This window comes from Echinicola strongylocentroti, from assembly GCF_003260975.1.
GTDB classification, from domain to species: domain Bacteria; phylum Bacteroidota; class Bacteroidia; order Cytophagales; family Cyclobacteriaceae; genus Echinicola; species Echinicola strongylocentroti.
Genome location: NZ_CP030041.1, coordinates 3,717,908 through 3,741,241, shown reverse-complemented (window position 1 = coordinate 3,741,241; position 23,334 = coordinate 3,717,908). Strand labels below are relative to the sequence as shown.

Sequence of the window (23,334 nt, the reverse complement as noted above, 5' to 3'; positions counted from 1 at the left end):
GGGCTTTTCGCACTTTTGAACCGCAACTTGGTTTGCTTACCAATTTTTAAGCCCCTAAATTTAATCTGATTTTCTATTAAAACGAATAACGGATCTTTTTAAAACATGTTAAAACTCTTACATTCAGCTGATTGGCATTTAGGAAAGCGCCTTCAGGAATATTCCAGATTGCCAGAACAACAGCTGGTATTAGAGGAGATGATCTCCATTGCTGATCGTGAGGAAGTCGATTTGGTATTGCTGGCAGGAGACATTTTTGACAGCTTTAACCCTAGCCACGAGGCGGTGGAGTTGCTGTACAAATCCCTTCGCAGGCTCTCCAAGGACGGCAAAAGGCCCATTATTGCCATTTCCGGCAACCATGACAGCACGCAGTTCATCAGTGCGCCGGATCCGCTGGCAAGGGAACTGGGCATTCTTTTTTACAGTAGATACGATCAGGAAATCGCCACCGGGACACTGGACAGCGGTCTTCAGATCACACGGTCTGCTCCGGGGTTTGTGGAATTGAAATTGCCACAATACAACTTTCCTGTTCGCATCATCCTAGCACCCTATGCCAATGAGGTCCTTTTAAAAACCTACCTTGGAGAAGAGGACAAAGAGGCTGCTTTACGGGAGGTTTTGGGCAAAAAGTGGCAAAATCTCGCAGACAATTACTGTGATGATACTGGTGTAAACCTTTTTATGGGGCATTTCTTCTTCATGAAAGAAGGTAAAAAACCAGAAGCAGAACCCGAAAGTGAACGCCCTATTCTCCATGTTGGCGGCACCCAGGCACTTTACACCCATTTGATACCGGACAGCATCCAGTACGCCGCCCTCGGCCACCTCCATCGCTACCATGCCGTGGACAGCAGCCCCTGTCCTGTCGTTTACAGCAGTTCGCCTCTGGCATACAGTTTTAGCGAAGCTGGTCAAGAAAAAAAGGTCGTGTTGGTAGAAGCCGAACCCAACAAACCTGTCCAATACCAGCCTATCGCCCTGAAGGAAGGGCGGCCGCTGTATCAAAAGGCATTTTCCAATTTGGCAGACACACTTGCTTGGCTGGAAACCAACCCTTACTGCTTTGTAGAAATCATCTATGAGACCGAAACGTCCATCGATGCAGAAACGCGCAAAACCATCATGAAAGCCCACGACGGCATTGTGAACCTCATCCCGCGGCTCACCGGGGACCTCTCCTTGCAAAACACTGGTCTGCAGGCCGAAGACTTGGGAAAGGACATGGGAATGCTCTTCTCCCGCTTTTACCAAAGCGCCAAAGGCGTGGAGCCTAATGAGGAAATCAACGCACTTTTTAATGAAATCATCAGTCAAAACGAACCATTATGATTCCTGTACAACTGGAAATTGAAGGATTATATTCTTACAAGGAAAAACAGACCATCGACTTCACCCAGCTTACCGGCGCCGGGCTTTTTGGTATTTTCGGGTCTGTGGGAAGTGGTAAGTCTTCTATTTTGGAAGCTGTCTTGCTGGCACTCTATGGCACCACCGAAAGGCTCGCCAGCAAGGGCGAAAAAAACAGCATGGTTAACCTCCAGAGCCCGGGCATTGCCATCCACTTTGAATTCCAAGCAGGAAAAAATAATGCAAAAACCTACAAGGCGTCCTACATCGCCAAGAGAAATACCAAGAATTTTGATGATGTAAAGCCGGCCACCCACACTTTCTATGAAAAGACCACTGAGGGCTGGCTACCACTGGATGAAAAAGGCGAAGCGCTGGTGGGAATGAAAATGGACCACTTCCGCCAGACGGTCATCATTCCCCAAGGAAAATTCAGGGAGTTTATCGAACAAAAGCCCAAAGACCGTGCGGAAATGATGAAGGAGCTTTTTGGTTTGGAGCGGTTTGACCTGGCCGGAAAAACCAAGCAGTTGCTTTCGGTAGAAAAGGAAAAGAAAATCAAACTCGAAACCCAGCTGGAGGGACTGGCGGCATTTACCAAAGACGCTCTCCAAGCCTCCGAAGGTCAGTTACACCAGCTTACCGACCAAAAGCAGAAAGAAACCCAACAGCTCTCACAAAAAGAGCAGCAGCTCAACAGCATTCTGGCAGTAAAGGAAAAGGCGGAACAGCTTATCCAGCTCAAAAAACAAATGGAGGAATCGGACCGCCTGCTGCCGACATTCCAGCAAAAGCGAACCCAACTCAAGCAATACCAAACGGCATTGGCGTATGTAAAGCCACTGCTTGACCAGTTTCAAGAATTGGAAATTGACCTAGAAAAATACCGGGTAAGTGTGACCGACTGCGAGCGATTCAAAACACGCTTCGAGCAGGAAATCGAAGAGAAAAATGCCCGCTATCACAAGCTTTATCAAGACTACAGTCATAAAGGCGAAAAGGAAGCCCGTATCCGCGACTTGCTCCAAATCAAGGAACTCAATAAGCTCTCTGCGGAAAAAGCTTCCCTACAACAAAATCTCGAGCAGCTTGCCCAGCAAAACAGTACCCAACAAGAGCATAAAGACAAGTGGGTGCTCCAAATAGATCAAACCGAAAAAGCGATGGAGCAACTGGATGTTCCTGACATGGCCCAGGTCAGCAAACTGGAAACAGCCCTCCTTGAACTTCGTCAACTAGAGGAAAGGTCTGCCCTTCTGACCGGGCAGCTAAAAGGCCTCGCTGAAGAAATCAAATCCACCCAAAGCGCAAAAGAGCAAGTCCTGCAGGGAGTCGGTCTCCAAGAGGCAGATTTTACCTCTGCCATTCAGAAAACCACCAAGCTACTCCAACAGGCACAAAAAGACCGCGAACACCTCCTGCAGCAACAGGGCCTATATGTCTACGCCCACCAGTTGAAGGATGGAGAAGCTTGTCCGCTTTGCGGGGCCTTGGAGCATCCCGAGCCACTGGAGCATCACTTTGATGAGAAAATGCTGAACAAAACGGACGATTCCATCCAGCAATTCGGTCAACGGCTGGAAGCATTGCGCGCTGCGCAGTCAACCTATGAAAAATTGCTCTTAACCCTGGAAAACACCCAGAAAAGCCACCTCGAAAAACAACAGGAAGCCGACCAAGTCCAGCAACGCATCCAATATTTGCTAAAAGAAAATGATGCTAAAAATGGGGCGACTACCATTGAGCAGCAATTAGAAACAGCCAAAACAGCCCTGAAAAAGGAGAAAACCCTCCAACAGCAGCTCAAATCATTGCTGGCAGACCAAAAGGCATTTTTGGCCAAATCAGAACAAGACTTGGTAAAATACCAAGAAGCCGACCAGCAGGTAAAAACCCTTCAGACCAAAATCGAAACCAAGCTGGGCGAAGTGAATTTTCCTGACCTATTGGAAAAATACAGAACGGCCAGTGGCCATAAAATCGACGAAGACATTGCCAAGGTAAAGCACTACCTGGATGACTTGGAAGTAAACTTGCCGAGGGCCCAAGATGCCCTAAACGAAGCGCGGCAACAACAAACCACCAACTTGGCAAACCTGAAAACGTACCAAGATCGACTGGCAGAAGTAAAGGTCAAGCTGGAAAAAACAGAAGAATCCCTTTCCCTTGCCTTGGCACAGCATGATTTTGCCAATGCCGCCACTGTCAAAGACCTGCTGGCCAAACAGCTGGATCCTGCCAAGCTGGAAGAGGAAATCAAGGTCTTTGACAGGCAGCGTGACATCATACTGGCAAAGATGAAAGAGTTACAAGCAGATGAGGCAGTCGCAGGGTATGACCAAGCGCTGTTCACCACCATCCAAGAAGAATATCAAACGGCAAAGTCCACCTTGGAGGCCACCCAAAAACGCGTCGCTCTCCTCCAAAAAGAAATCGAGGACATCCACTCCAAACTGGAAGAAAAAACACGCCTAAAGAAGGAGTTTCAACAGGTAGAAAATCGCGAAAGCAACCTAAAAGAGCTGTATGGGCTTTTTCAGGGAAGTGGCTTTGTAAAATACGTTTCCAACATTTACCTCAAAGAGCTGGTACAAACTGCCAATATCCGCTTCATGCAGCTATCCAAAAACAGCCTGACCCTGGAAGTGGATGAAAGCAATACTTTCTGGGTAAAAGACCACCTCAATGGCGGCAAAAAAAGACTCCTCAAAACCCTGTCGGGCGGCCAAACCTTCCAAGCGTCCCTGTGTCTGGCATTGGCCTTGGCCGAAAAGGTGAAATCCCTGAACCGCGCGGACCAGAGCTTCTTCTTCTTGGATGAAGGATTTGGGGCTTTGGACAAAAATGCGCTGAGAACGGTATTCGAAACACTCAAATCCCTAAGGCATGAAAAAAGGATCGTTGGGATAATCTCTCACGTAGAAGAACTGCAGCAGGAAATCGGTGTGTATGCACAAGTGGAGCTTGATCCAGAAAAGGGCAGCCAAGTAACGTATTCTTTCTAATATAAAGTATAGTATAGCCATTTTTACCCGAAATATACATTGGCCTATCCGACCAGAAATTAGGGCAAACTCCTCCTTTGAAGACTAGGTATCACGACAAGCTTGAGGGTTAATAGCTAAGAAGGAAAAATCACCAGACCAAAGTACCGTTAAGGGTCAGTATGGATCCATTATCAGCGTTGACTACGGCTGCATCATTGAAGGTCACTTCTTTGGACGATTGGTCTATGGTGACATTAATGGCTTTGCTCACATCAGAAACATAATCCCGCTTGGTTCCATCGGCAAAAATACTCATGGAAATGGCCATCTCTGAAGCAACAACGACAAACTGCTGTTCCAGATCACTTCCTTCCGGAACCAGTTCTTCACCTGCAGTTTTGGGAATGGAAATCCCACTGGACACCGCCACCAAGGACTCTTCTAACCCAGTCAAATCCGCCCGGCCATAAGCCGTTTCGCTGACCTCCAGTTTTCCGGACGTATAATGGGCTTCATCTCCGCTCAGTGTCAATGTACCACCGCCACCAATCTCTGCATCTGGCTCTTCGTCGCCATTGCTACAGGATGAAAATAAAACAAGGGCAATTCCGAGTAGATAAATATAAGATAACGGCTTCATGATGATAAGACTAATGGATGGTAAAACGACTGAATTTACTCTGTAAATACATGATATTCAAGCCACTAAAAACAAACACTTCATTTTTGTACGCTTAAAAGGATTATTTGTAAACAACGCTTCTTTTTACAATATCCTCAAAGGGTTAGTTTTAGGTGTAACCGTCCGACACCGTGGATCACACACACTTGTATGCCATGGCTCTTCAGCATTACCTACGTCCCTATAAAACTCGCTTTCATTTATACTTTCCGCCCTAACAACCAGCCATTTACTCAAAAAAAATACAGATAATTTACAATTGACTACAAACAATATTCCATTCAGTGATTATTAAAGTAATATCGGCAATATAAACAAGCACTATTTCATCACAAACCAAAACTTTACAACTATGTATCGAAAAACAACTTTTAGAAACCTGCTGCTGGCATTTTCCACTTCTGCCCTGCTTGCTTCCTGTAGTCAAACTGAAGAATCCCAAGAAATCCAAGAAAGTGAGGTAACCCTTTCTGCAAAAGTCAGTACCAATATTCCCTCTGAAGGGGATGATGGAAGCTTGGTATTCAGAAACGTCACAGTAACTGATGTTAATATCAGCGTAAAAGATGTAAAAATGATCCTCAAGATCGCTGATAGTAAAACATTACCCATTACGCTCATCACTCCAAACAAAGGGCCAAAATTCATCGTGCCCATGGTAAAAGATGAGCATATCCTTTTATCAAGAATGGGCAGTTTTTTGGCTCCCAATGGAGTTTATACCAACATGAGTTTTGACCTCACCAAGGCTGACCACCTTCCAGAAACCGACCCAATGTATGGCAAATCGGTCTTGATCAAAGCAGACTGGAAAGGGATCCCTTCCATGATGTACCTGGACATCGAAGAAAATATTGACATCAAATTCAATCCCGGAACGGAAGTAAACGGCACCCAAGAACTGGTTCTTGAACTCTACATGGATAAACTCCTGATGGGCATCGATCCTGGACTTGTCCAAGATGGCAATGGTGATGGCATGATCATCGTAGGCCCTAATAACGAAGATGGCAATGAAGCGGTTTACGACATGATCGAAGCACACCTTGAAGAAGCCCTTCGACTGAAAAATGGTGAATTCAAATAAAAAACACCTAGCCCATAATCTGTCCTCGCTACAAGTGAGGGACAGCTAAAATAAGAAAAGGCTTTCCGAGTAAATGAGCGGAAAGCCTTTTCTTTTTCTAAGTGGACAGGGTTTGGGGATCACCAATCACACCATAGCTCCCGCTTATGTCTATAATATAATCCTGAAACCAATGCCGTTTAGTCAGTTTGGAGGTGTGAGCATAGCACCGATACGGTTATGCCTCCAAACTAAAGTGAAACGGCTGATTTTGAAGCAGTTTAAGGTCGCAACAGATAGGCTAATGCCTATTCCGGGTTAAAGCAATTTCAGCTCGCAATACCTGTGCATCTATGGGCTAAAATCAAAACCGTAACTCTCTCATTTTCCACCCTCTAAATGGGAATTAGCCTTAACTAAATGGCACTGAAACCGAGATCATCTCATGTCCAAGTAATCGCTACTTCCTTTCATACGGCAACCATACCATCATTTCACCATCGCCACGGTTTGCCCAGCTGTAGTAGGGTATCAGGCGAATGTTTCCTTTTTCATAGGCACTTGCTGAAACTTCCCGGTATAGCTGGTTTTGCCAATCGTCTTCCGACTGATAGTAAACCTGGCCGGAAAGGCTGACCAATTCGCTGTTGCCAATGGTGAATTTTTCGGGAGAGAGCTGCTCGGAGAGGGAAATCACCACATCATCTACTGAACGGCCCTCTGGCAGGTCCATGGATTCGACACAGTATACCACTGGGCCTCTTTTGACAGCCACTTGACCACGGGCTTCTTCCACCAGTGGGTTAGCCTCAAGGTATTGTACGGGCATCTCCAAGGTGAGTGTTACCTGGTCTCCTTTTTTCCATTTTCGGGTGATTGCGGCATATTGACCAGCGGCCAGCTCGGTGTGCTGTTTCTCTCCGTTCACGACCAGCGATGCTTGGTTACACCAGCCAGGGATTCTCATAAAAACTGAAAAATCATCAGTAGGCACCTTCTCAAAATCCAGCGAAATGGCCCCGTCCCATGGATAGGAAGTGGATTGATTGACTACCAATTCTTGGCCATTGGGCAATGTTGTGTTCAGTTCATTACTGCCATATAAATTGACAAACAGTCCTTCTTCAGAGGTATTGTAGGCATAATTGGCCACTTCTGCCAAGGTCCTGGCGACATTGGGCGGGCAGCAGTTGGACAATGCTATATAGCCTTCTCGGGTATTTGGCCACCTCAGGTGATAAGGCAAATCCTTTTTGGCGCTGAGCGGATTGGTATAGAAAAACTCCGTTCCCTGCAAGCTGATTCCTGAAAGGATACTATTGTACAGGTTAAGCTCGATCACGTCCATATATTTCGCCTCACCAGTCAGCTGCAGCATACGCCAGTTCCAGAGCACATTGCCGATATTGGCGCAGGTCTCGTTATGGGCAGCGGCGTTTGGCAGCTCGTAAGGCTTGCCGTAGGCCTGATGGATTTTCTGCACTTCCGTTGGGTTATAGGAAGTACCATTGGGGCTCACCCCGTCATAAAGGGCTCCACAGCCTCCTGTCACATACATCTTTCGATGGACCACATCTTCCCAAATGGATTCCAGGTTTTCAAGTAGCTTTTCCTCGCCCGTTTCGGCATATAGATCTGCCACTCCTGCATACAGGTAGTTGGCGCGCACGGCATGTCCCATGGCTTCTGTCTGCTCTCTGAATGGTACCCGGTCTTGGTTGTCGTCAGTTCCATCACTGGTTTTGCCACGAATGTCTATCAGGTTCTTTGCTAGCTCCAAATAGCGTTCATCATCAGTGGTTCGGTACATTTCTACCACCCCCATATAGTGACTGGGGCAAATGGCGTTTCGGGCGAGTTCTGGGGAAGCTTCTTTATAAAAATCATAAAGGAAATCTGCTACCCCCATTGCCACTTGCAGGAAGTTATCCTTGCCTGTGGCGCGGTAGTGTACACAGGCAGCTGTCATCAGGTGGCCCATATTGTATTTTTCGAATCCCAACTGCTTCTGGAGATACTCATCACCTAGTGTGCCCCAGCGCTCCTCAATGAGTACTGGCGTATGCAGGTACCCGTCTTCCCGTTGTGTCTCAGCGATCAGTGCAATCGTTTCATCCATCTGCTCGTCGAGTTTGGGATCTTGGGTTTCCGCATATAGAGCGGCCATACCTTCAAAAACCTTGTAAAAATCTCCATCATGGAACGAAGGACCGTCATGCTTGCCTTTCATTTCACCAGCGGCAATTTCAAAATTCCTTACCGCGTGGTTTTTATCCGCATCATGGTACAAATCCCACATAAATGGCAAGGTATTTTCCTTGCTGATCTTGAATTTCTCCCCCCAAAAACCATCTGTCCAGGTCACATCCTGAAGGTTGATACTTTTTAGCTTGGCATGGGGACTTTGGGAATTATCGACCAAGGCCTTTTCCTGAGCTATCCCTGTTTGGTGCGAAAATATACCCAACCCAATTCCTGCGATTACATATTTTAGGTTCATGTTACTTATTTTATTTCGTTTTTATTTGAGGCAGAGACTCGGTACAACCACGATTAAACGTTGTCCCATCGTCTCTGACGTGGCACTGCAGAAGTTGAGTCTCCGATTCAACGCTATTTTTTGCTAGCTTTCTTTACTCTTTATTCTTGGCTCTTTCACCTAATCTTCCTACTTAAAACCTGCCTTCTTTTCTAAATCCCATCCCAGCATATTCACAATATCCGCCTCCCGTTCCTTGGGCAAGACGTTCAATTCTTTTAGTTTGCCATCTTCCAATACGCCTTCCACGGTCGTTTGACGGGGAGCATGTAATTTGAATTGTACATCCCAGTCTTTTGGCCAAGCAGGGAAAAGGTAGATATTATCACCATCGGTCTGCAATAGCATTTCCTGCATGCCGATCATGCCAGATCCTCCCCAGTTATGGTCTGGTACCCAGTCAAATCCCGGTCCCCAAAATGTGGGGAAGCGCCTCTCGGAATCTCCCATCTTCTTCAACGTCCACTTGGCAGCTTCTGCCGTCAGTCCCAATCGAGCAGCGAAGATATTGTCTTGCTTCCAGCCAATGTGGCTTCTGAACTTGAGGGCGTCAGGATCATATTGATAAGTGTTGATGGCGATCTGTAGGTCGGGGCGGCCTATCCCGTAAATACCCCATGGATAAACAGGATACAACTGCGGCACCTCGGTGTTATTAATGCGTTCCCACAGCTTGGCCGGGGCCAACATACGGTGGCCGTTGATTTCCCTGAAGTTCAGTGGCGGGATTCTCTCTAGCATCTCTTGCCACTTTGCGGCGCTAGTTACTGATGGAGAAGCAATCAACCTTTTCAATACCGTCTGAAGGGCTGAAATGGTCGAATTCGCATTGTAAGCCATTTTATAGGTTTCGTTAGCTGATCCTGGGTATAATACCAAATCCCCGTTTTCGTCAAGGGTTTTGGCTCCCCTTTGCTGAGCCAAGTATTGATAGTGCTGATCGAAAAACCGTAAACAGCTTTCTATAAAAGGAATATATTCGGAAATATCCTTGTCAGCATACCGCTCTTGCTCCAGCATCATCAGGCAAAACTCCAATACGGTATCCCACTGATATTCCAGCCAAGCATTGTACTGCATTCCTGGGTCATAATCATCCGGTCGTTTCCAATTGTATTCCGCTGGGTTGGGCAATCCAAAATTTTCGATTTGCTCCGTAAAGCTCGCTCCCTCATGTCCCCAATAAACCTGGCTTCTCAGCTCAGCATTCTTCAGCAGGCGCAGGTAAAAGTCAAACTGTGGCTTCATCAGGTCAAAATCACCTGATCGAAGCATGGGGAAGTACACTAGCCGTTGGTTCTGCGCGGTCATCGTCCCCCCGCCCCAGTTGCGATGGTCTGGGGTAAAAGGCATGTCTGGTTTCGTATATACCGGGTCAACGGTAAATAGTCCTCCATTGAATTTGGTTGGGTAACTGCCGTAAGCATTGCAGCCAAGCATATAGCGAAAGAGCTGGTAATTTCTACCAATCTGCCAAACAGTGTCATTGGCGGCTTTTTGTTGGGGATCAGTGATCACATAGCTCCGTTTCCAGTAACCCTTCCACCAAGCCGTGGTGTTTTTTCTGGCCTCGGGAGAAGCTGTTTTTGCCGTTTGCACCAAACTGTCCAGTCCTGACTTCCACTTCTCCACCGACCTAGTTTGAGCTGTATGAAGGTAAATCTCAAATGAATGATGCTTTCTGGGGCTAATGCTTTTTAGCGGAAAAGCTTTGAAATCAGTGTCTTGATAAACACCGTTTTTCACGCTTTGGCGAATTAAATTGCCCCCTTCTAACACTCCTCCAAAAATAAGGTTGCTGAGTGGATTCATCATCTGTCCCTTTACAGATGCCATTTTTTGTTGCTCCACCGCCACATCAAACACCGTATTTGCTCGATTTTGATGGTAAAACAACACGCTGCTGTCCTGAAAACCAATGCTGTCTTGATAGGTGATGACTTCTCCCTGCGGTGCCCACTTGTAGGAATTGGCATTATTGGCAGCTCCTTTTACCGGTCGGTTTTTGTAGCGCCAGTTCTCATAAGCTACATCCATATAAGTAGGCGTATCACCATCCACTTCCACATGAATAACGGGACGGAATACATCCACCCATAAATTGATAGTTACCTCTTTGCCACCGGTCTTTCCAGTAAGCTTTATATTTCCTTCTTGGAGGTTAAGTTCTTGACGAAATATATCATCTCCATCAAATGGATTGGGCGTAAAGGAAACCCTCACCCTGCCCAGTTTCAACAAGGTATTGTGCTCATCAAATGTCCCGCTTCTGGAAAAATAAAACAACAGTTCGCCATCTTCTACCCAAACATTCATCCCAATATCTCCACCGCCCAAGGGCATGGATTCACTGGCATTTTTGCTCATGGTAGTCCACACCGGATCGTATGCCGATAGGCTTTGGGCAATACTTGAGGTTATTCCGAGCCAAAAAAGACTAAAGACAATCAGAAAGGGTCGCTTCATTTTTACGCTAATATGGCCTCAAAGTATAAAAATCTTATCGCTCTACTTTCCTGTAGTATGCTGTGGCATCAGGAGGTAGGTGTGGAGACAAAAGTTTAGTGTCCCTAAAAAGAATGCCATTGAAATCGGGTTAAAAAACCGCTAAACTCGAATATTGGCATAATTCAAAAAACTTAACTAAGCAACACCCTTATTTAAGAAAAACACCTAAATACTTAAATAAGGAACTGGATTAGTTAAGCTCATTTGCCTTTAGCTTAAGTAAAACCTCCACATCTCAAAAAAACAAAAGGCCGAAATCAGAAGACTCCGGCCCGTTCAAATGCATTGCGCCTTTCAGATCAATTGCTATCATCCGCATATCATCACCTGCTCCATTTCACCAATCATCCGTTCTGAAAGAACTCATCGGTATGCCTCCGGTGCTGAAAATTTCGCCAACCACAAAATCCTCAAATGCATAGCGCACCGCCACTGGCTTGTCCACCTGCGGAGAAGACAACATCACTGATTTCCTTCTTAAAACAGCTGTGGCCGGATAGAACTTTTTATCCTCTCCTGCCAGCTCAAAACTGGTCACTTCCTTTCCGTATGAGGTAATACCTACCGGGACATTTTCAAACGCCACGATGACCGTACTGCCTTTGACTTCCATGGCTTCAAAAGCAGGCCCCTTATATTCAAAGCCTTCTATCCCATACGTCTCCGCCAAGGCCCAATATGCCAGTCGGTGGCCTCCAGCCTTTTTATCTGCTGGGTGGATATTTTCCTTCTCTCCAATATCCATCAGCACCGCCATACCGCTGTTGGGAATCCTGTCCATGGCCTTCCGCTGGGCATCTCTGAGATAGGCGGAATTATTCTTCTCGACCACTTCATTTGGGCTGAACATCCCATAATCGAATGGGGCTATTTGGGCATAGTAAAAGGGGAATTCTCCTTCTCCCCACAAACTTCTCCATTCCCGAACCATCGTCACCATCAGCTCCTCGTATTGATCTGGCCGCCCATTATTGGATTCTCCTTGGTACCAAATCGCACCTCTCATTCCATATCCAGCGACAGGAGTGATCATGCCATTGTACAGGGCCGTGGCCGTACGGTTAGGCACGTCTATTTCGTCTTCACTTTGTGGGACCTTAATTTCCTCCTTAAAATCGGCCAACATCTGCTCACTCATCCAAGCTTCGATGCTGGAACCTCCCCAAGACACATGCACCAAGCCGATTGGTACATCTAAAGCATCATAAAGCTGTTTTCCAAAGAACCAAGCCGTGGCGCTAAAATTGGACACCACTTTAGGAGCAGCTTCCTCCCATTTGCCTTCGAAGTTGTCCTGTGGCTGAACCGTGGATTTTCGGGGAACAGTAATCAGCCTGATGCGATCATTCTTACTGTTCACGATGGCCTCATTGCCTCCTAGGATGGGCTGGCCGGGAAATCCCTTCAGCGGCATTTCCATATTCGACTGCCCAGAGCACAGCCATACTTCCCCAATCAGCACATTTTCGAGCTCCAATTGCTCTCCATCGCTGATGCTTATGGTATAAGGGCCACCCGCCTCAGGAGTGCTCATCTTAGTCTTCCATTCGCCTTTGCTGTTGGCTGCGGCAGTATACTCCTTGTCATCCCAGCTTGTCGTAATTTTTACCGTGGCATTGGGAGTTGCCCAACCCCAGATAGGCGCTTCCATCTGTTGCTGGAGTACCATATTGTCCGAAAAAATAGCGGGCAAGGTCACTTCTGCTATTGATACATTCGCAATCAAGCATAGCCCTAATAAAGCGATAATATTTTTCATGGAAATCATTGGGTTAAAAGGTGGTAATGTTTAATGTTTTGGCTAATTTATGTTTTTTTGGGGGATTACAAATCCCCTTTATTTAGGTTCGTTATTACAAACCCCGAACAGCTACGCGCTAAGACAGCCATGATCGTAGTCAGCATGAATCCCGAAAAGGACATTTTAACCTAAATCAGCGACCCTCGACTAAATCTGTATTATCTGCCCTCGATCCATTCATTTCTCCTGCAAGATCCGCACAGGACCTAGTAATCCTGCTTCCAGTGGCTCCCGGCCTTCCATCCTTTCCAGGTCGGCAATGGTATTGGTAAATCGCTGTTCTTTTGGAAGCTTCAGGTCACCAATGGTGCGGTTTGCCCAGGTGTTGGTCACTTCGATTTCCAATTCATTTTGTCCCTTCTTTAGCGCATCGGAAATATTCACTTGGTAGGGGAATGTCCAGGCTACGCCACAGTCTTTACCGTTTAATTTTACTGAAGCGATATTGGCGACTTTGCCAAGGTGAAGCCAAAATGCCCCGCCTAGTTCACCATTCCATTCGAAGGTCGCGCGGTAATCTGCCGTACCGGAATAGTACTTTACACTGTCATTTGGATGCTGGCTCCAATCTTCCAAAACAGCCATTTCCTGCACTGCTTTGGGGCCGCGATAAGCAGGGTCAAACGCCACTTCCCAAGGCCTGTCCAATGTCTTTTGCGTTTTGTATACTGGCCAATTGTCCCCTTCATTTACTGATTTTTCGGACGTATCTTCCCGGAAAATCACCAAAAGCGACCCGTTTGCAGGAAGCTTAACGGTCATGTCTGTTCGTCCTGCACCCGTTTCCCAGCTCGACACTGGATACTCCCTGCCCCAAACAGGGTCATAAAACACCGGTTTCTTGCCAGTTATGCGAAAAGAAACGTCCAATTTTCGTGTTTTTTCCAATTGGTTTGACAGAAAATAAATATCCTCTTCCTGACTTTTTCGATGGGCAAAGGCAAAGCCTACATTACGCTCGCCATCCTCACCAATAGCCACCACGTCTGACCCCAATCCTAATGTCTCCAATGTAGCTTGTTCATAAGGCAATTGTACGACTTTCCCTTTTCCAACTTCCCAAGTTTTAGGACCAGTGCTTTCTTCTGGCGCGTCTTTTTCTCCGCTCCAGAGTTCTTCCACCACTGCTGCCAATCGCTGGTCTTCTTCTCGATAGCCCAAGGTACCTGTCGGCTTTTTATCCACCAAGACAGTGGCCCCTTCCTTTACCAATTGCAACAATTTTTCGGCAACCTCCACGGACATCAAGCTGGCATTGGGATTCATCTTACGCTGGCCAGGGAAAATCAAAAAACCATAACGGGTACCACCGCCAAAAACCACCTTGCCATCTTGCACCTTCGCAAGTCTCAATAAGGCATCCTTGTTAAAGGAGTCATAATGATAGCCCCTCAACGGGTCTGTCCAATCTGCTGCATCAGCCATATTAGCAGAATGCTTCACGCCCTTAGGGATCACCCTTGTGGGCTGACCTTCATTGGCCCAGCGGTTTTTTTCAGCCGCCATTTTCTCCCTTCCTGCCAAGCCTGGCAAGAAAGGCACCAAACGCTCGGGCAGCACCGACCTACTGGGCAGATCTTCGCCCGTAAACACCGCCAAGTCAATCACTGGACTGCCCTTTTGAAGCTGGTATTGGACGCGCTGGTGGTAATCTACCATGGCCTTGCCGGGCTTCCACCATGTTTGGTCCCGCTGAAAGTAAAGGCCTATCACATCCAGCGTCATGCCAGGCTTCCGATCGAGCCAAGGATTATGGACAAACACATGGTAAAAGAACCTGTTGATGCCCAGTGCGAAGTTTCTATCCCCGAGTGCTTTTAGCATGCCCGGATATTCGTCCCAGTCCATCCTCAGCTCGGTATAGGCTTCTGCTTGAATGACCTGCTTTCCATAAATATGACCTCCGGAAATCGCATCCCGCATATCGTTGGGCTTATCATGCGTGGGGCTGTTCAGCCAAAATTCTCCAGAAGGATAGTCGATGTATTTAAAATGCTCCATTCCATCACTCACCATAGTGGGAGCTACATTTTCGGAGCTGAATTTCACACCATTTTTGGAAGCTTCCTTTTGTAAGGTTCCAAAAAAATTGTCCATTACCACCTCGGAGATCGTCCGGCGGAGGTCATACAGCAGCTTTTCTGAGGTCTCTGTGCTTTCCAGGGGAATACCGGCCATTACTGGCAAATAATCGACAATATCATAGCCCCTACGCTTTTTGAATTCTTCCCTGAAAACGGGCGACCAATTTTGGCTACCGGCTTCCCAGCTGTCGATATGAAAGATCTTCAGGACTTTCTCTGCCAAATCAGGCCCAGCCGTCCGTAAAGCCTCTCCAAACCACTGGTCAAACTGGAACTTGACCGCTGCTGCATTGAACTTATCTACCTCCAGGCCTTTGGCACCTCCACCGGTGTAGTTGGTATGACCTGTGGATGTATAGCCAAACCGCATGATTTTCCATTGTCCTTCTGGAGCCTCCCAGGTCAATCTCCCATCTGCGTCCAGCTGATCTGAGATGTTCACGACTTTGTCCAAGGGCACACAGGAACTATTTGGCAACACATCGGACGTGCTGCGTTCACTCACCCGCCAAACTGCGGCAGATTTTCCTTCATACTGGTTAATTTTAGGGCTGGAAGAAAGCGCTATGGTGTTGACTTTTAGCGAAGGCTTCCACTTGGCAGCATCCAAGTCTTCTGCCCCGGGTTCCGTACCGGATTTTTCATAAATAAACCGGAAGTATTTTGCCGTCGTCGCAGGAATGCTGTGCGTATAATCTTCGTCCCAATCCTGCCAGCCATGACGGGGTGGATGTAGTCTGGTCACTTCCCGGAAATGCTCCCCATCATCACTAACAGCTATTTTTAGGCGATGTGCCTGATAACTGTTGCCACTGGTTTTGATCCGGATGGAGCGGCAAGTGAAGGGGGCATCGAAAGCATACTGAATCCAGGCTTCATCATTGGTCCCAAAACGCTCGTCACCTGCATCATCCAACAAAAAATCCAACCCTTTTTCTCCCAAGCTATTGGTGACTGCTGGACGCAATGCTTCGGAAGTTTGCTCAAATTCCTCTTTGGCGGGAACGGCAAATACCGCCAGCTCCCGGTAATAATCTTCATGACTTTCAGGTTGCCTGAGCTGTAAATCCACCTTCCTCCCTCCTTGGACCAAGGTATCTGTCCACACTACTTTTTGCATGGATTTTTCTGGGGTAATCCATGGCCCACCGGCCACTGCAAAACCATCACAAGCATGCATGGCCAATCGAAGCCCAAGCCGATCAGCCTCTTCCATCGCGTGACGCACCATTTTCCACCACTCATCTGATCCCTGCAAAGTAGGCCGGTCAGTCAACGGCGGCTCAGCGGGACCTTTAATGGACATCAAAAATGCCCCGCCTATGCCCGCCTCCTTCATGGCTTCCAGGTCCGCCGTGATGCCTTCCTTAGAATACGTCGAATACATCCAATACCAATATACCCATGGCTGTGAACTCTCGTAAGTCGGCTCAAAAGGGTTGGACACCTCTTCCTTAGGCGAAGTGCCGCAAGCTCCTATCCAGCAGCTGAGGATTATATAGAAAATAGTAGTTAAGGTCTTTGTTCCAGACATTGGGATTCAGATTTAAATCATTATATGGCAGCCCTTGACGCTTGCCAGCTCGCTTTATTTTATTGCTCGTAGATTAAAATCCACGTGTTGGGCAAGTTTGGGATTGCAAATCCCCCTCTCACGAGTTCCTGATTCATCCTTCGACACGCTCAGGACAGGAATCAGGAACAACTTAATGGAGCCAGAGGCTCAAAGCTTTCCAGTGCTGGGGCTGAGACCAAGCACAGCCCAATCGTGGATCACAAATCCACCATATCGCCACGTTCGAGATGGTAACTCCATAACAGCTTTGAATTGAGCATTAAGCTCAATGCTAAATCGTACCGGAGCACAGCCCTCGGCACAACATTCATCGTACTTTTTCATCTTGACACTTGACTACCTGAGTCTCAAGACTCAAGACTCATGTCTCAAATCTCATGTCTCAAGACTCAAAACTCACATCTCAATACCAGCTACTTGATACTCAAATAATAGCTGTACCGGTAAGGTTTAGCGGGAATTTGATACTGCTCCAGCGGCTGGGCCACGTCGGACCAACTGTCATTTCCTCCCACTCCCATCTGGATCAGGTCTATATTCACTGTGATAAAACCGGCATCTTGGAGTTCATAAGTATGCTTTGCTTCATTGATATTCTCTTCGGTGTAAGGCCAAGCGCTCATGCTTAGTAAGCTGTCAGCCGTGATTTTCAGCCCATTTTTTCCGGACGAATCCGTCAACTCCATCCAGCGGATAGCTGTCCTGTTGCCATTTTCCTGTGGCATCACGTAAGGCTCCATAAATTGGTCGATGGGCTGGCTGTAAATGCCGGCCATAAATCCATGGCTCTTGTCGATATAGTTTTCTACGGGGCCTTTACCGTACCAGGTAATCTGGTCATATTCCCGGCGAATTCCCAAATGCATGCCTACTTTTGGAATGTTTGGCAAATCATCCAGCGGGACCAGCGTATAATCTACTTTGACCGTTCCACCAGCCATCACGGTGTACACCACCTGCACATTGGCTTTACCATTGATGAGGGAATAGTGACTGGTAATCTGCACATCGCCATTGTCTATTTGCGAGGATTCCATTTTGGTCAGCGAGGGAACTGCCTCGTACCAAACGTTCAGCTTTTCCTGTGGCTTCCATCCTTTGCGGTCATTATCCGTTAGTGGCCGCGTAAAGGACAGTTCCATTGGACTGGAAATCTGCTCCTTGCCCTTCACTTGATAGCTCTCCAAGGCTCCGGTTACTTTGCCAAAGCTCAGTTTGACACCCTTCCCGTTTACATGGTAGCCATCACTCGATTCTTCCACCACCAACTCACCCGGTTCTCGGTCTACAACCGGCTTGGAACCTTTTTGGAGTTGGAACTGCTGTTCGGCGATCACATGGCCTTGGTCGGCCCACACTTCATCTTGTGATAGGCTAAAGGTGAGATGGGCAAGGTATTCATGTCCTACTGAAAGGTCATTGATATAATTACCCAAATTGATGACCGTATCTTCCCCTGCCTCAAGCTGGAGTGCGGGCAATTTATAGCGTTGCACTTCTTTTCCATTCTCCAACAGCCCAAGTGAAAATTGATAGTTTTCCAATGACTGATCAGCATGGCGGTTATGGACACGAACCTTCATTGCGACCGGCTCCTCCCATGTCATTTCCACAGGCTGATATACCCATTTACATTCGTAGATAGCAGCCTTTGGCCTTCCATCAGAAGCGACAATACCGTTGATACAAAAGTTACCATCATGGCGTTCTTCTCCAAAATCTCCTCCATAGGCATAATATTTTTCTCCATCTTCGGTGGTTTGGAGCAGGCCTTGGTCTTTAAAATCCCAAATGCATCCGCCGATCACTTGGGGCAATGACCGGAACTTATCCCACAATTCTTTCATATTTCCGGTGCTGTTGCCCATGGAGTGGGAATATTCGATAAACACAATTGGCCGCTTGTCAGCATGTTGGTTAACCAATAGGTCAGGGGTAAAAATCGCTGGATAAAAACGACTGACCATGTCCACATAAGGTTGGTCTGTGGGCACCTGAACCCTGTGGGAGTGATCCTTTGGATAATCAGGGTGGTTTGGAGGGAGGTATCCTTCTGCCCGGTGATTGCCCTGCGCCGGCTCATAATGCACTGGCCGGGTAATGTCAACATCGTGCACCCAAGCGGCCATCGCAGCATGGTTTGGCCCCCGTCCTGCTTCATTGCCCAAGCTCCAGAAAATGATAGATGGGTGGTTTTTGTCTCGCTGTACCATTCTGGTCACCCGCTCCATATAGGCATGGGTCCATTGGGTATCGTTGCTGAGCTTTCCGCCGATGCCGTGGGTCTCGTGATTGGCCTCATCGATCACCAAAATGCCGTATTCATCACATAATTCGTAAAAATATGGATCATTGGGATAGTGACTAGTGCGGATGGTATTGAAATTAAACTGCTTGATCGTTTTCACATCTTCCTCGATGTCCTTCCGCGTGAGGGCTTTGCCGCGTACAGGGTGATGGTCATGGCGGTTGACACCATAAATATAGGTCACCTTGCCATTGATGAGCAACTTGCTGGTTTCCGGGTCAAAAGCAATCGACCTGAAGCCCACCTTGCAGCTTTTGGCTTCCAGCAGCTTTCCACCCTCCCCTTCAAGCCGCAAAACCAAGGTGTACAGATAAGGGTGCTCGTCGCTCCAAAGCTGGGGATTTTTCACGGTTGCTTCCAGTAGGCCAAATTTTACATTATCCAGCCTTGGATAACTTTCATTCAAAATATCCTCCACCCCCATCTCCAGCGGCACATCAAAAACAGGCTTCCCCTCGGCATCAAAAAGCTGCGCCTTCAAGTTACTGTCTGGCACTCGTGCTCCAGTGAGGTTTTCGATCTTTGGCCGAATGCTGAACGTGGCATTCTGATAGCTATCATCCAGTTTTGCCTGCCAATGAAAATCATAAATCCGCAGCTTGGGCTCGGCCATCAAAAACACCTCCCGCTGTATACCACTCAGTCGCCAGTGGTCTTGGTCTTCCAGGTATGACCCATCACTCCAGCGAAGTACCTGTACGGAAAGTACATTTTCTCCTGACTGCAAATAGGGTGTTATGTTAAATTCCGAAGGCAAAAAGCTGTCTTCACCGTAGCCCACAAATTCACCATTCAGCCATACCTTAAATGCCGAACTCACTGCACCAAAATGAAGTGTAATGTTCATATCTTCCCAGTTTTCGGACACTTCAAAAGTGCGTTGGTAAGAGCCTACACCATTGTAATCTTCAGGTACATATGGAGGATTGATCGGTCGAAAGGGATACACGGCACTTTTATAAATGGGCTTGTCATAGCCTTTGAGCTCCCAGTTGGATGGCACCTCGATTTTGTCCCAGCCAGTCACCTTTGACGCATAAAAATCGCTGGGTGCCTCCTTCATGTTCATCGCAAAATGAAAATCCCATTCCCCATTCAACAGCTGCATCCTGCTATCCGCTCGATCGCCTGTTTTTGCGGCAGCTTCACTTTCATAAGAATATGCCGTCGTCCTAGCAGGCTCACGGTTTAGGCTGGTGATCAAGGGATCCTCCCAAGGGTTAAGGTGGAATTTCTCCGGTGGATGCGGAATGGCCGCTGGCTCTCCCGTCACGGTCTGGGCAAATAGCGAATGACCATTGATGAAAATGACAAAAGCAATATAAAAAACGTTACGCATGGGATGATTGGTCATAAGGCTTAAATGTTGGAAGGTTTGAGAGTGGTTGTTGTTTTGGCTAACAATTTGACGTTTCAACCCGGTTTATGCATTAGGAATCGTGATGAGGTTTGAAACTGCAAGAAAATCAGGCTGTTTGGAGATTGAGGCATAGCACCGCTATGGTGAAATCGAAAACAGCAGCGAAGCGACTGATTTTGAAGTAGGTTCATACCGTAATAGATAGGCTAATGTATATTCCGGGTTCAAATCAGGAACAGCTTAATTGAGTCAACAACTCAACGCTTGTCAGTGCTGGAGCAGAGACCCAGCACAACCCTCTTGCTGTACTTTTTTCTTGATACTTGATTGCCACGTCTCAAGTCTCATTTCTATTCCCCTTCCAAAGGAAGAAACTCCAGCTCACTCGTACCGAAATCCTTGGAAGTGGCCACGGCAATACCCCGCTGGCCGTCCTTATTGACCGCACAGTAGTAATGGTACACCACCCCATTGTGCTTGACCACAAAAGATTTATGGGCAAAGAGGTTGTCATAAGGCTCAGAAGGGCTGATCAGGTCTTCTCCTTCCCAGTCCACCCAATCCACCAAGTTATTGGAAACGGCAAAGCGGTTAAATGCTGTAGTATTCTCCCTGTCCGGCCAAAAAGCACCAAAGTAAAACATCACGTACAAGTCTCCCATCTGCTGGATATAGGCGTCACCAGAAATACCCTTGTGATGGTTAATCAGTGGAGCATCACCATAACGCTCCCAATTGACCATGTCATCCGACACGGCCATGGCAATTCTTTCTGCCCCCGGCCAGGATTAATGCTATCACCGCGGGCGTTGTAATACATAATAAAGGGATGTCCGGTAAACTCATGCTCATCACGGATGATGGAGTTTTTGTACATGGTGCTATTGTCCCACCAGCGAGCGTCTTCGTCATGGGGTGTCAGCACTGGTTTTTCCAGCCGCTGCCATTCATGGGCTGTAGTCGGGGATTGATCAGTAGAGGCCATTCCAATGGAAAGTACACCGGCTTCATAGCCCCGAGTATTGCCTCCGAAATAACTCATCCAGTGCTTGTCCTGATAAGTCCCCCATTCATAGCTACCGCCCCATTCCAAGTCTTGGAGTGCGATATATCCGGCTTTTTGGTTCATATCCCAGTCCGTGGTATCGGAAAAGGACATGATCTTGCCCTTATCCTCCCAATGCAGCAGGTCTTCACTTTCGGCAAGCCAGGTTTCATAGCCGCGCCCACCATAAATCAGGAAAGTCATATACCATTTGTCTCCATCCCTAAAAATACTGGGGCAATCCATTTTTAAATCGTTGCTGGGCGGAATCTTCACCAAACCGTATTTATGGGGAGTCTTGATTTCCTCATACACCTGCCGCATCACCGAATCGGTCACTGCCGGCAGTGGGGCCTTCTCAGAAGAAGTGGACTGATTGGTTTTTTCAGAGGAGCAACTGCTTTCTAGCCCTATCATCAGGACCAGGAAAAACAGGGAGGTTATTTGTCTATTCATCATCGAGTTTATTGAAATTGCCTAAAGCAGACTTCTCATTTAATCCGAGTAATGCATTGGTACTTCGTTATGAAGTTTGAAATAGATATTCCAATGCATATACCGAGTTTTTAACTCAATAAAATTACAAAACACCCTGTTTTTACCTTCCTGTGCTATCATGGTGTTGGGAGTTAAACCCGGGTTAGCAAGTGGGAAGGTTGGAATGTTAGAAGGTAATTGCTCCGAGCTATTCAGTATTTGCAATCCTGAATCCAGATAAAAGGGGGTTGGATTGGGGTTTGTTGTGTACTTAGCTTGTTATATTCCTGAAAACTTAGTGTCTTAGTGGCACCCTATTGATCCAACAAAAGCACTACAGGTACAGCAAGCTAATTAGATGCCCTCCCTATTGTGTCCTATGTCCCTAATGTCGTTATCAAATCCTTACGCTATTCCTTTTCGATGTCTTGAATTCTGAATTAAAAACACCAACGACTATTCACCACTATTGACCCACCTGTCAATGACTTTCTGGATCTCTCCGGACTCTTTGAGCTTTAGGATTTCGATATCTACCAAGCGCTTTAGACTGGATGCCTCATGAAATGCAAATCCATAATTTTGGGGAACAATCCTTTTTTTGCTCAGCACAAATTGGCCTTCATCATGGCTTCGGTACGTATATTCCAATGCGATCACATCATATACCAACGCATCCACCTCACCATTGGACAAGCGCTCAAAGCCTTCATTAATATTAGCTACCGGCTCGGGTCTTCCTCCTACAGTGGTGATGTTATCGATGATCTTTTGATTATCGGGAACAGCCACTTTTTTTCCTTCCAAATGAAGTAAAGAAGTAATAGTATCGCCTTCGCCTTTTATTTGGGAAATCGTCGTGGCGATACCAGCGACAAAAGAAGTGGCGGTGATTAAGGAAATAATCATCCACATACCGACAATAACCCGTCCAGCGAGTGTCTTGGGAGCCAAATCCCCATACCCCACTGTCGTCATCGTCACAATGGCCAGCCAGATACCGTTCCCGATACCACCGATGGTGCTGTTTTTCCCTTCTGGAGTAAGGGTCTTTCGCTCCACCATCCACAACAGTACTCCTACAATGGAAAGCAAAAAAAACAGTCCCAACACACCAAAAAGAAAAGTCGTGCTGAAGATTGGCTTGACATAATCCCAAAAACCTTGCTCGATCTTCGGTGCCAAAATGGCCATTTCCGTTTCGAAAAACGGTTGTGAAAATGTCACATTAGCGGCACGGTCAGAGTTTATAGTAATGGGGCCTACCAATACATCCACCGTTTGATTCTTGACCGCGTCAAGACCGGAAGTTACATTTTCAAAGTGGGTCAATTCATAATCCAAGTCACCCTGAAATGCCACCTCTCTCCATAAATCCACCGAAATACCATCAGAATCAGTACCGGGAATAACAAAAGGCTGGGAGCCCGTAAACCCCACTCTAATGACAGCATCACTCTCTGTCTGGGCAAGGCTTGCCCCACAAAAGATTACAAAACAAAAAAACAACGGTATAAAACGGATCATTTGGCTACGTTTAAGTTTAAA

Annotated in this window: 12 protein-coding genes; 3 read left to right on the top strand and 9 right to left on the bottom strand. The window is 47.0% G+C overall.

What is annotated here, in order from left to right; translation table 11 throughout:
- Positions 1–105 precede the first annotated feature (105 nt).
- On the top strand, positions 106–1,335 hold the full coding sequence (locus tag DN752_RS14440) for a metallophosphoesterase family protein (protein WP_112784601.1): 1,230 nt from the start codon (positions 106–108) through the stop codon (positions 1,333–1,335).
- Positions 1,332–4,358, top strand: coding sequence for an AAA family ATPase (locus DN752_RS14435; RefSeq protein WP_112784600.1), 3,027 nt, complete (start codon positions 1,332–1,334; stop codon positions 4,356–4,358). The genes DN752_RS14440 and DN752_RS14435 overlap by 4 nt, the downstream gene beginning before the upstream one ends.
- A gap of 130 nt (positions 4,359–4,488) precedes the next feature.
- On the opposite strand, the gene DN752_RS14430 is transcribed toward DN752_RS14435, so the two are convergent.
- A complete protein-coding gene (locus tag DN752_RS14430; protein WP_112784599.1) occupies positions 4,489–4,980 on the bottom strand; it encodes a hypothetical protein in 492 nt (163 codons plus the stop codon).
- Between the two features lie 394 nt (positions 4,981–5,374).
- On the opposite strand from DN752_RS14430, the gene DN752_RS14425 reads away from it, so the two are divergent.
- Positions 5,375–6,109 carry a hypothetical protein gene (locus tag DN752_RS14425; protein ID WP_112784598.1) on the top strand — a complete coding sequence of 245 codons (735 nt, stop codon included), beginning with the start codon at positions 5,375–5,377 and terminating at the stop codon, positions 6,107–6,109.
- A 439-nt stretch (positions 6,110–6,548) separates the two neighbouring features.
- Here the strand turns inward: DN752_RS14425 and DN752_RS14415 are convergent, their stop codons facing one another.
- The 8 genes from DN752_RS14415 to DN752_RS14385 form a co-directional block, all read right to left on the bottom strand.
- A complete protein-coding gene (locus tag DN752_RS14415) occupies positions 6,549–8,588 on the bottom strand; it encodes an aceric acid hydrolase (RefSeq protein ID WP_112784596.1) in 2,040 nt (679 codons plus the stop codon).
- A 168-nt stretch (positions 8,589–8,756) separates the two neighbouring features.
- Entirely contained in the window at positions 8,757–11,093 is a 2,337-nt protein-coding gene (locus tag DN752_RS14410; protein ID WP_112784595.1) for a DUF5703 domain-containing protein, read from the bottom strand.
- Positions 11,094–11,472: 379 nt separating this feature from the next.
- Positions 11,473–12,894: a sialate O-acetylesterase gene (locus DN752_RS14405; protein WP_112786564.1), complete on the bottom strand. Its 1,422-nt coding sequence runs from the start codon at positions 12,892–12,894 to the stop codon at positions 11,473–11,475.
- Positions 12,895–13,113: 219 nt separating this feature from the next.
- Positions 13,114–16,554, bottom strand: a complete 3,441-nt coding sequence (locus tag DN752_RS14400) for a glycosyl hydrolase (RefSeq protein WP_112784594.1) — start codon at positions 16,552–16,554, stop codon at positions 13,114–13,116.
- A gap of 455 nt (positions 16,555–17,009) precedes the next feature.
- Positions 17,010–20,258 (bottom strand): glycoside hydrolase family 2 TIM barrel-domain containing protein, encoded by a 3,249-nt coding sequence (locus tag DN752_RS14395; RefSeq protein WP_245949236.1) that lies wholly within the window; start codon positions 20,256–20,258, stop codon positions 17,010–17,012.
- Positions 20,259–20,614: 356 nt separating this feature from the next.
- Positions 20,615–21,025: a glycoside hydrolase family protein gene (locus DN752_RS24955; protein ID WP_245949235.1), complete on the bottom strand. Its 411-nt coding sequence runs from the start codon at positions 21,023–21,025 to the stop codon at positions 20,615–20,617.
- Complete coding sequence (locus DN752_RS14390) at positions 20,971–21,768, bottom strand: glycoside hydrolase family protein (RefSeq protein ID WP_245949234.1); 798 nt, start codon at positions 21,766–21,768, stop codon at positions 20,971–20,973. The genes DN752_RS24955 and DN752_RS14390 overlap by 55 nt, the downstream gene beginning before the upstream one ends.
- 474 nt (positions 21,769–22,242) lie before the next feature.
- Positions 22,243–23,313 carry a transporter substrate-binding domain-containing protein gene (locus tag DN752_RS14385; RefSeq protein ID WP_112784593.1) on the bottom strand — a complete coding sequence of 357 codons (1,071 nt, stop codon included), beginning with the start codon at positions 23,311–23,313 and terminating at the stop codon, positions 22,243–22,245.
- Positions 23,314–23,334 lie beyond the last annotated feature (21 nt).

Bases quoted from the DNA above. Each gene is read 5' to 3' on its own strand.
- DN752_RS14440 (WP_112784601.1), top strand. From the start codon at position 106: ATGTTAAAACTCTTACATTCAGCTGATTGGCATTTAGGAAAGCGCCTT.
- DN752_RS14435 (WP_112784600.1), top strand. From the start codon at position 1,332: ATGATTCCTGTACAACTGGAAATTGAAGGATTATATTCTTACAAGGAA.
- DN752_RS14430 (WP_112784599.1), bottom strand. From the start codon at position 4,980: ATGAAGCCGTTATCTTATATTTATCTACTCGGAATTGCCCTTGTTTTA.
- DN752_RS14425 (WP_112784598.1), top strand. From the start codon at position 5,375: ATGTATCGAAAAACAACTTTTAGAAACCTGCTGCTGGCATTTTCCACT.
- DN752_RS14415 (WP_112784596.1), bottom strand. From the start codon at position 8,588: ATGAACCTAAAATATGTAATCGCAGGAATTGGGTTGGGTATATTTTCG.
- DN752_RS14410 (WP_112784595.1), bottom strand. From the start codon at position 11,093: ATGAAGCGACCCTTTCTGATTGTCTTTAGTCTTTTTTGGCTCGGAATA.
- DN752_RS14405 (WP_112786564.1), bottom strand. From the start codon at position 12,894: ATGAAAAATATTATCGCTTTATTAGGGCTATGCTTGATTGCGAATGTA.
- DN752_RS14400 (WP_112784594.1), bottom strand. From the start codon at position 16,554: ATGTCTGGAACAAAGACCTTAACTACTATTTTCTATATAATCCTCAGC.
- DN752_RS14395 (WP_245949236.1), bottom strand. From the start codon at position 20,258: ATGACCAATCATCCCATGCGTAACGTTTTTTATATTGCTTTTGTCATT.
- DN752_RS24955 (WP_245949235.1), bottom strand. From the start codon at position 21,025: ATGGCCGTGTCGGATGACATGGTCAATTGGGAGCGTTATGGTGATGCT.
- DN752_RS14390 (WP_245949234.1), bottom strand. From the start codon at position 21,768: ATGATGAATAGACAAATAACCTCCCTGTTTTTCCTGGTCCTGATGATA.
- DN752_RS14385 (WP_112784593.1), bottom strand. From the start codon at position 23,313: ATGATCCGTTTTATACCGTTGTTTTTTTGTTTTGTAATCTTTTGTGGG.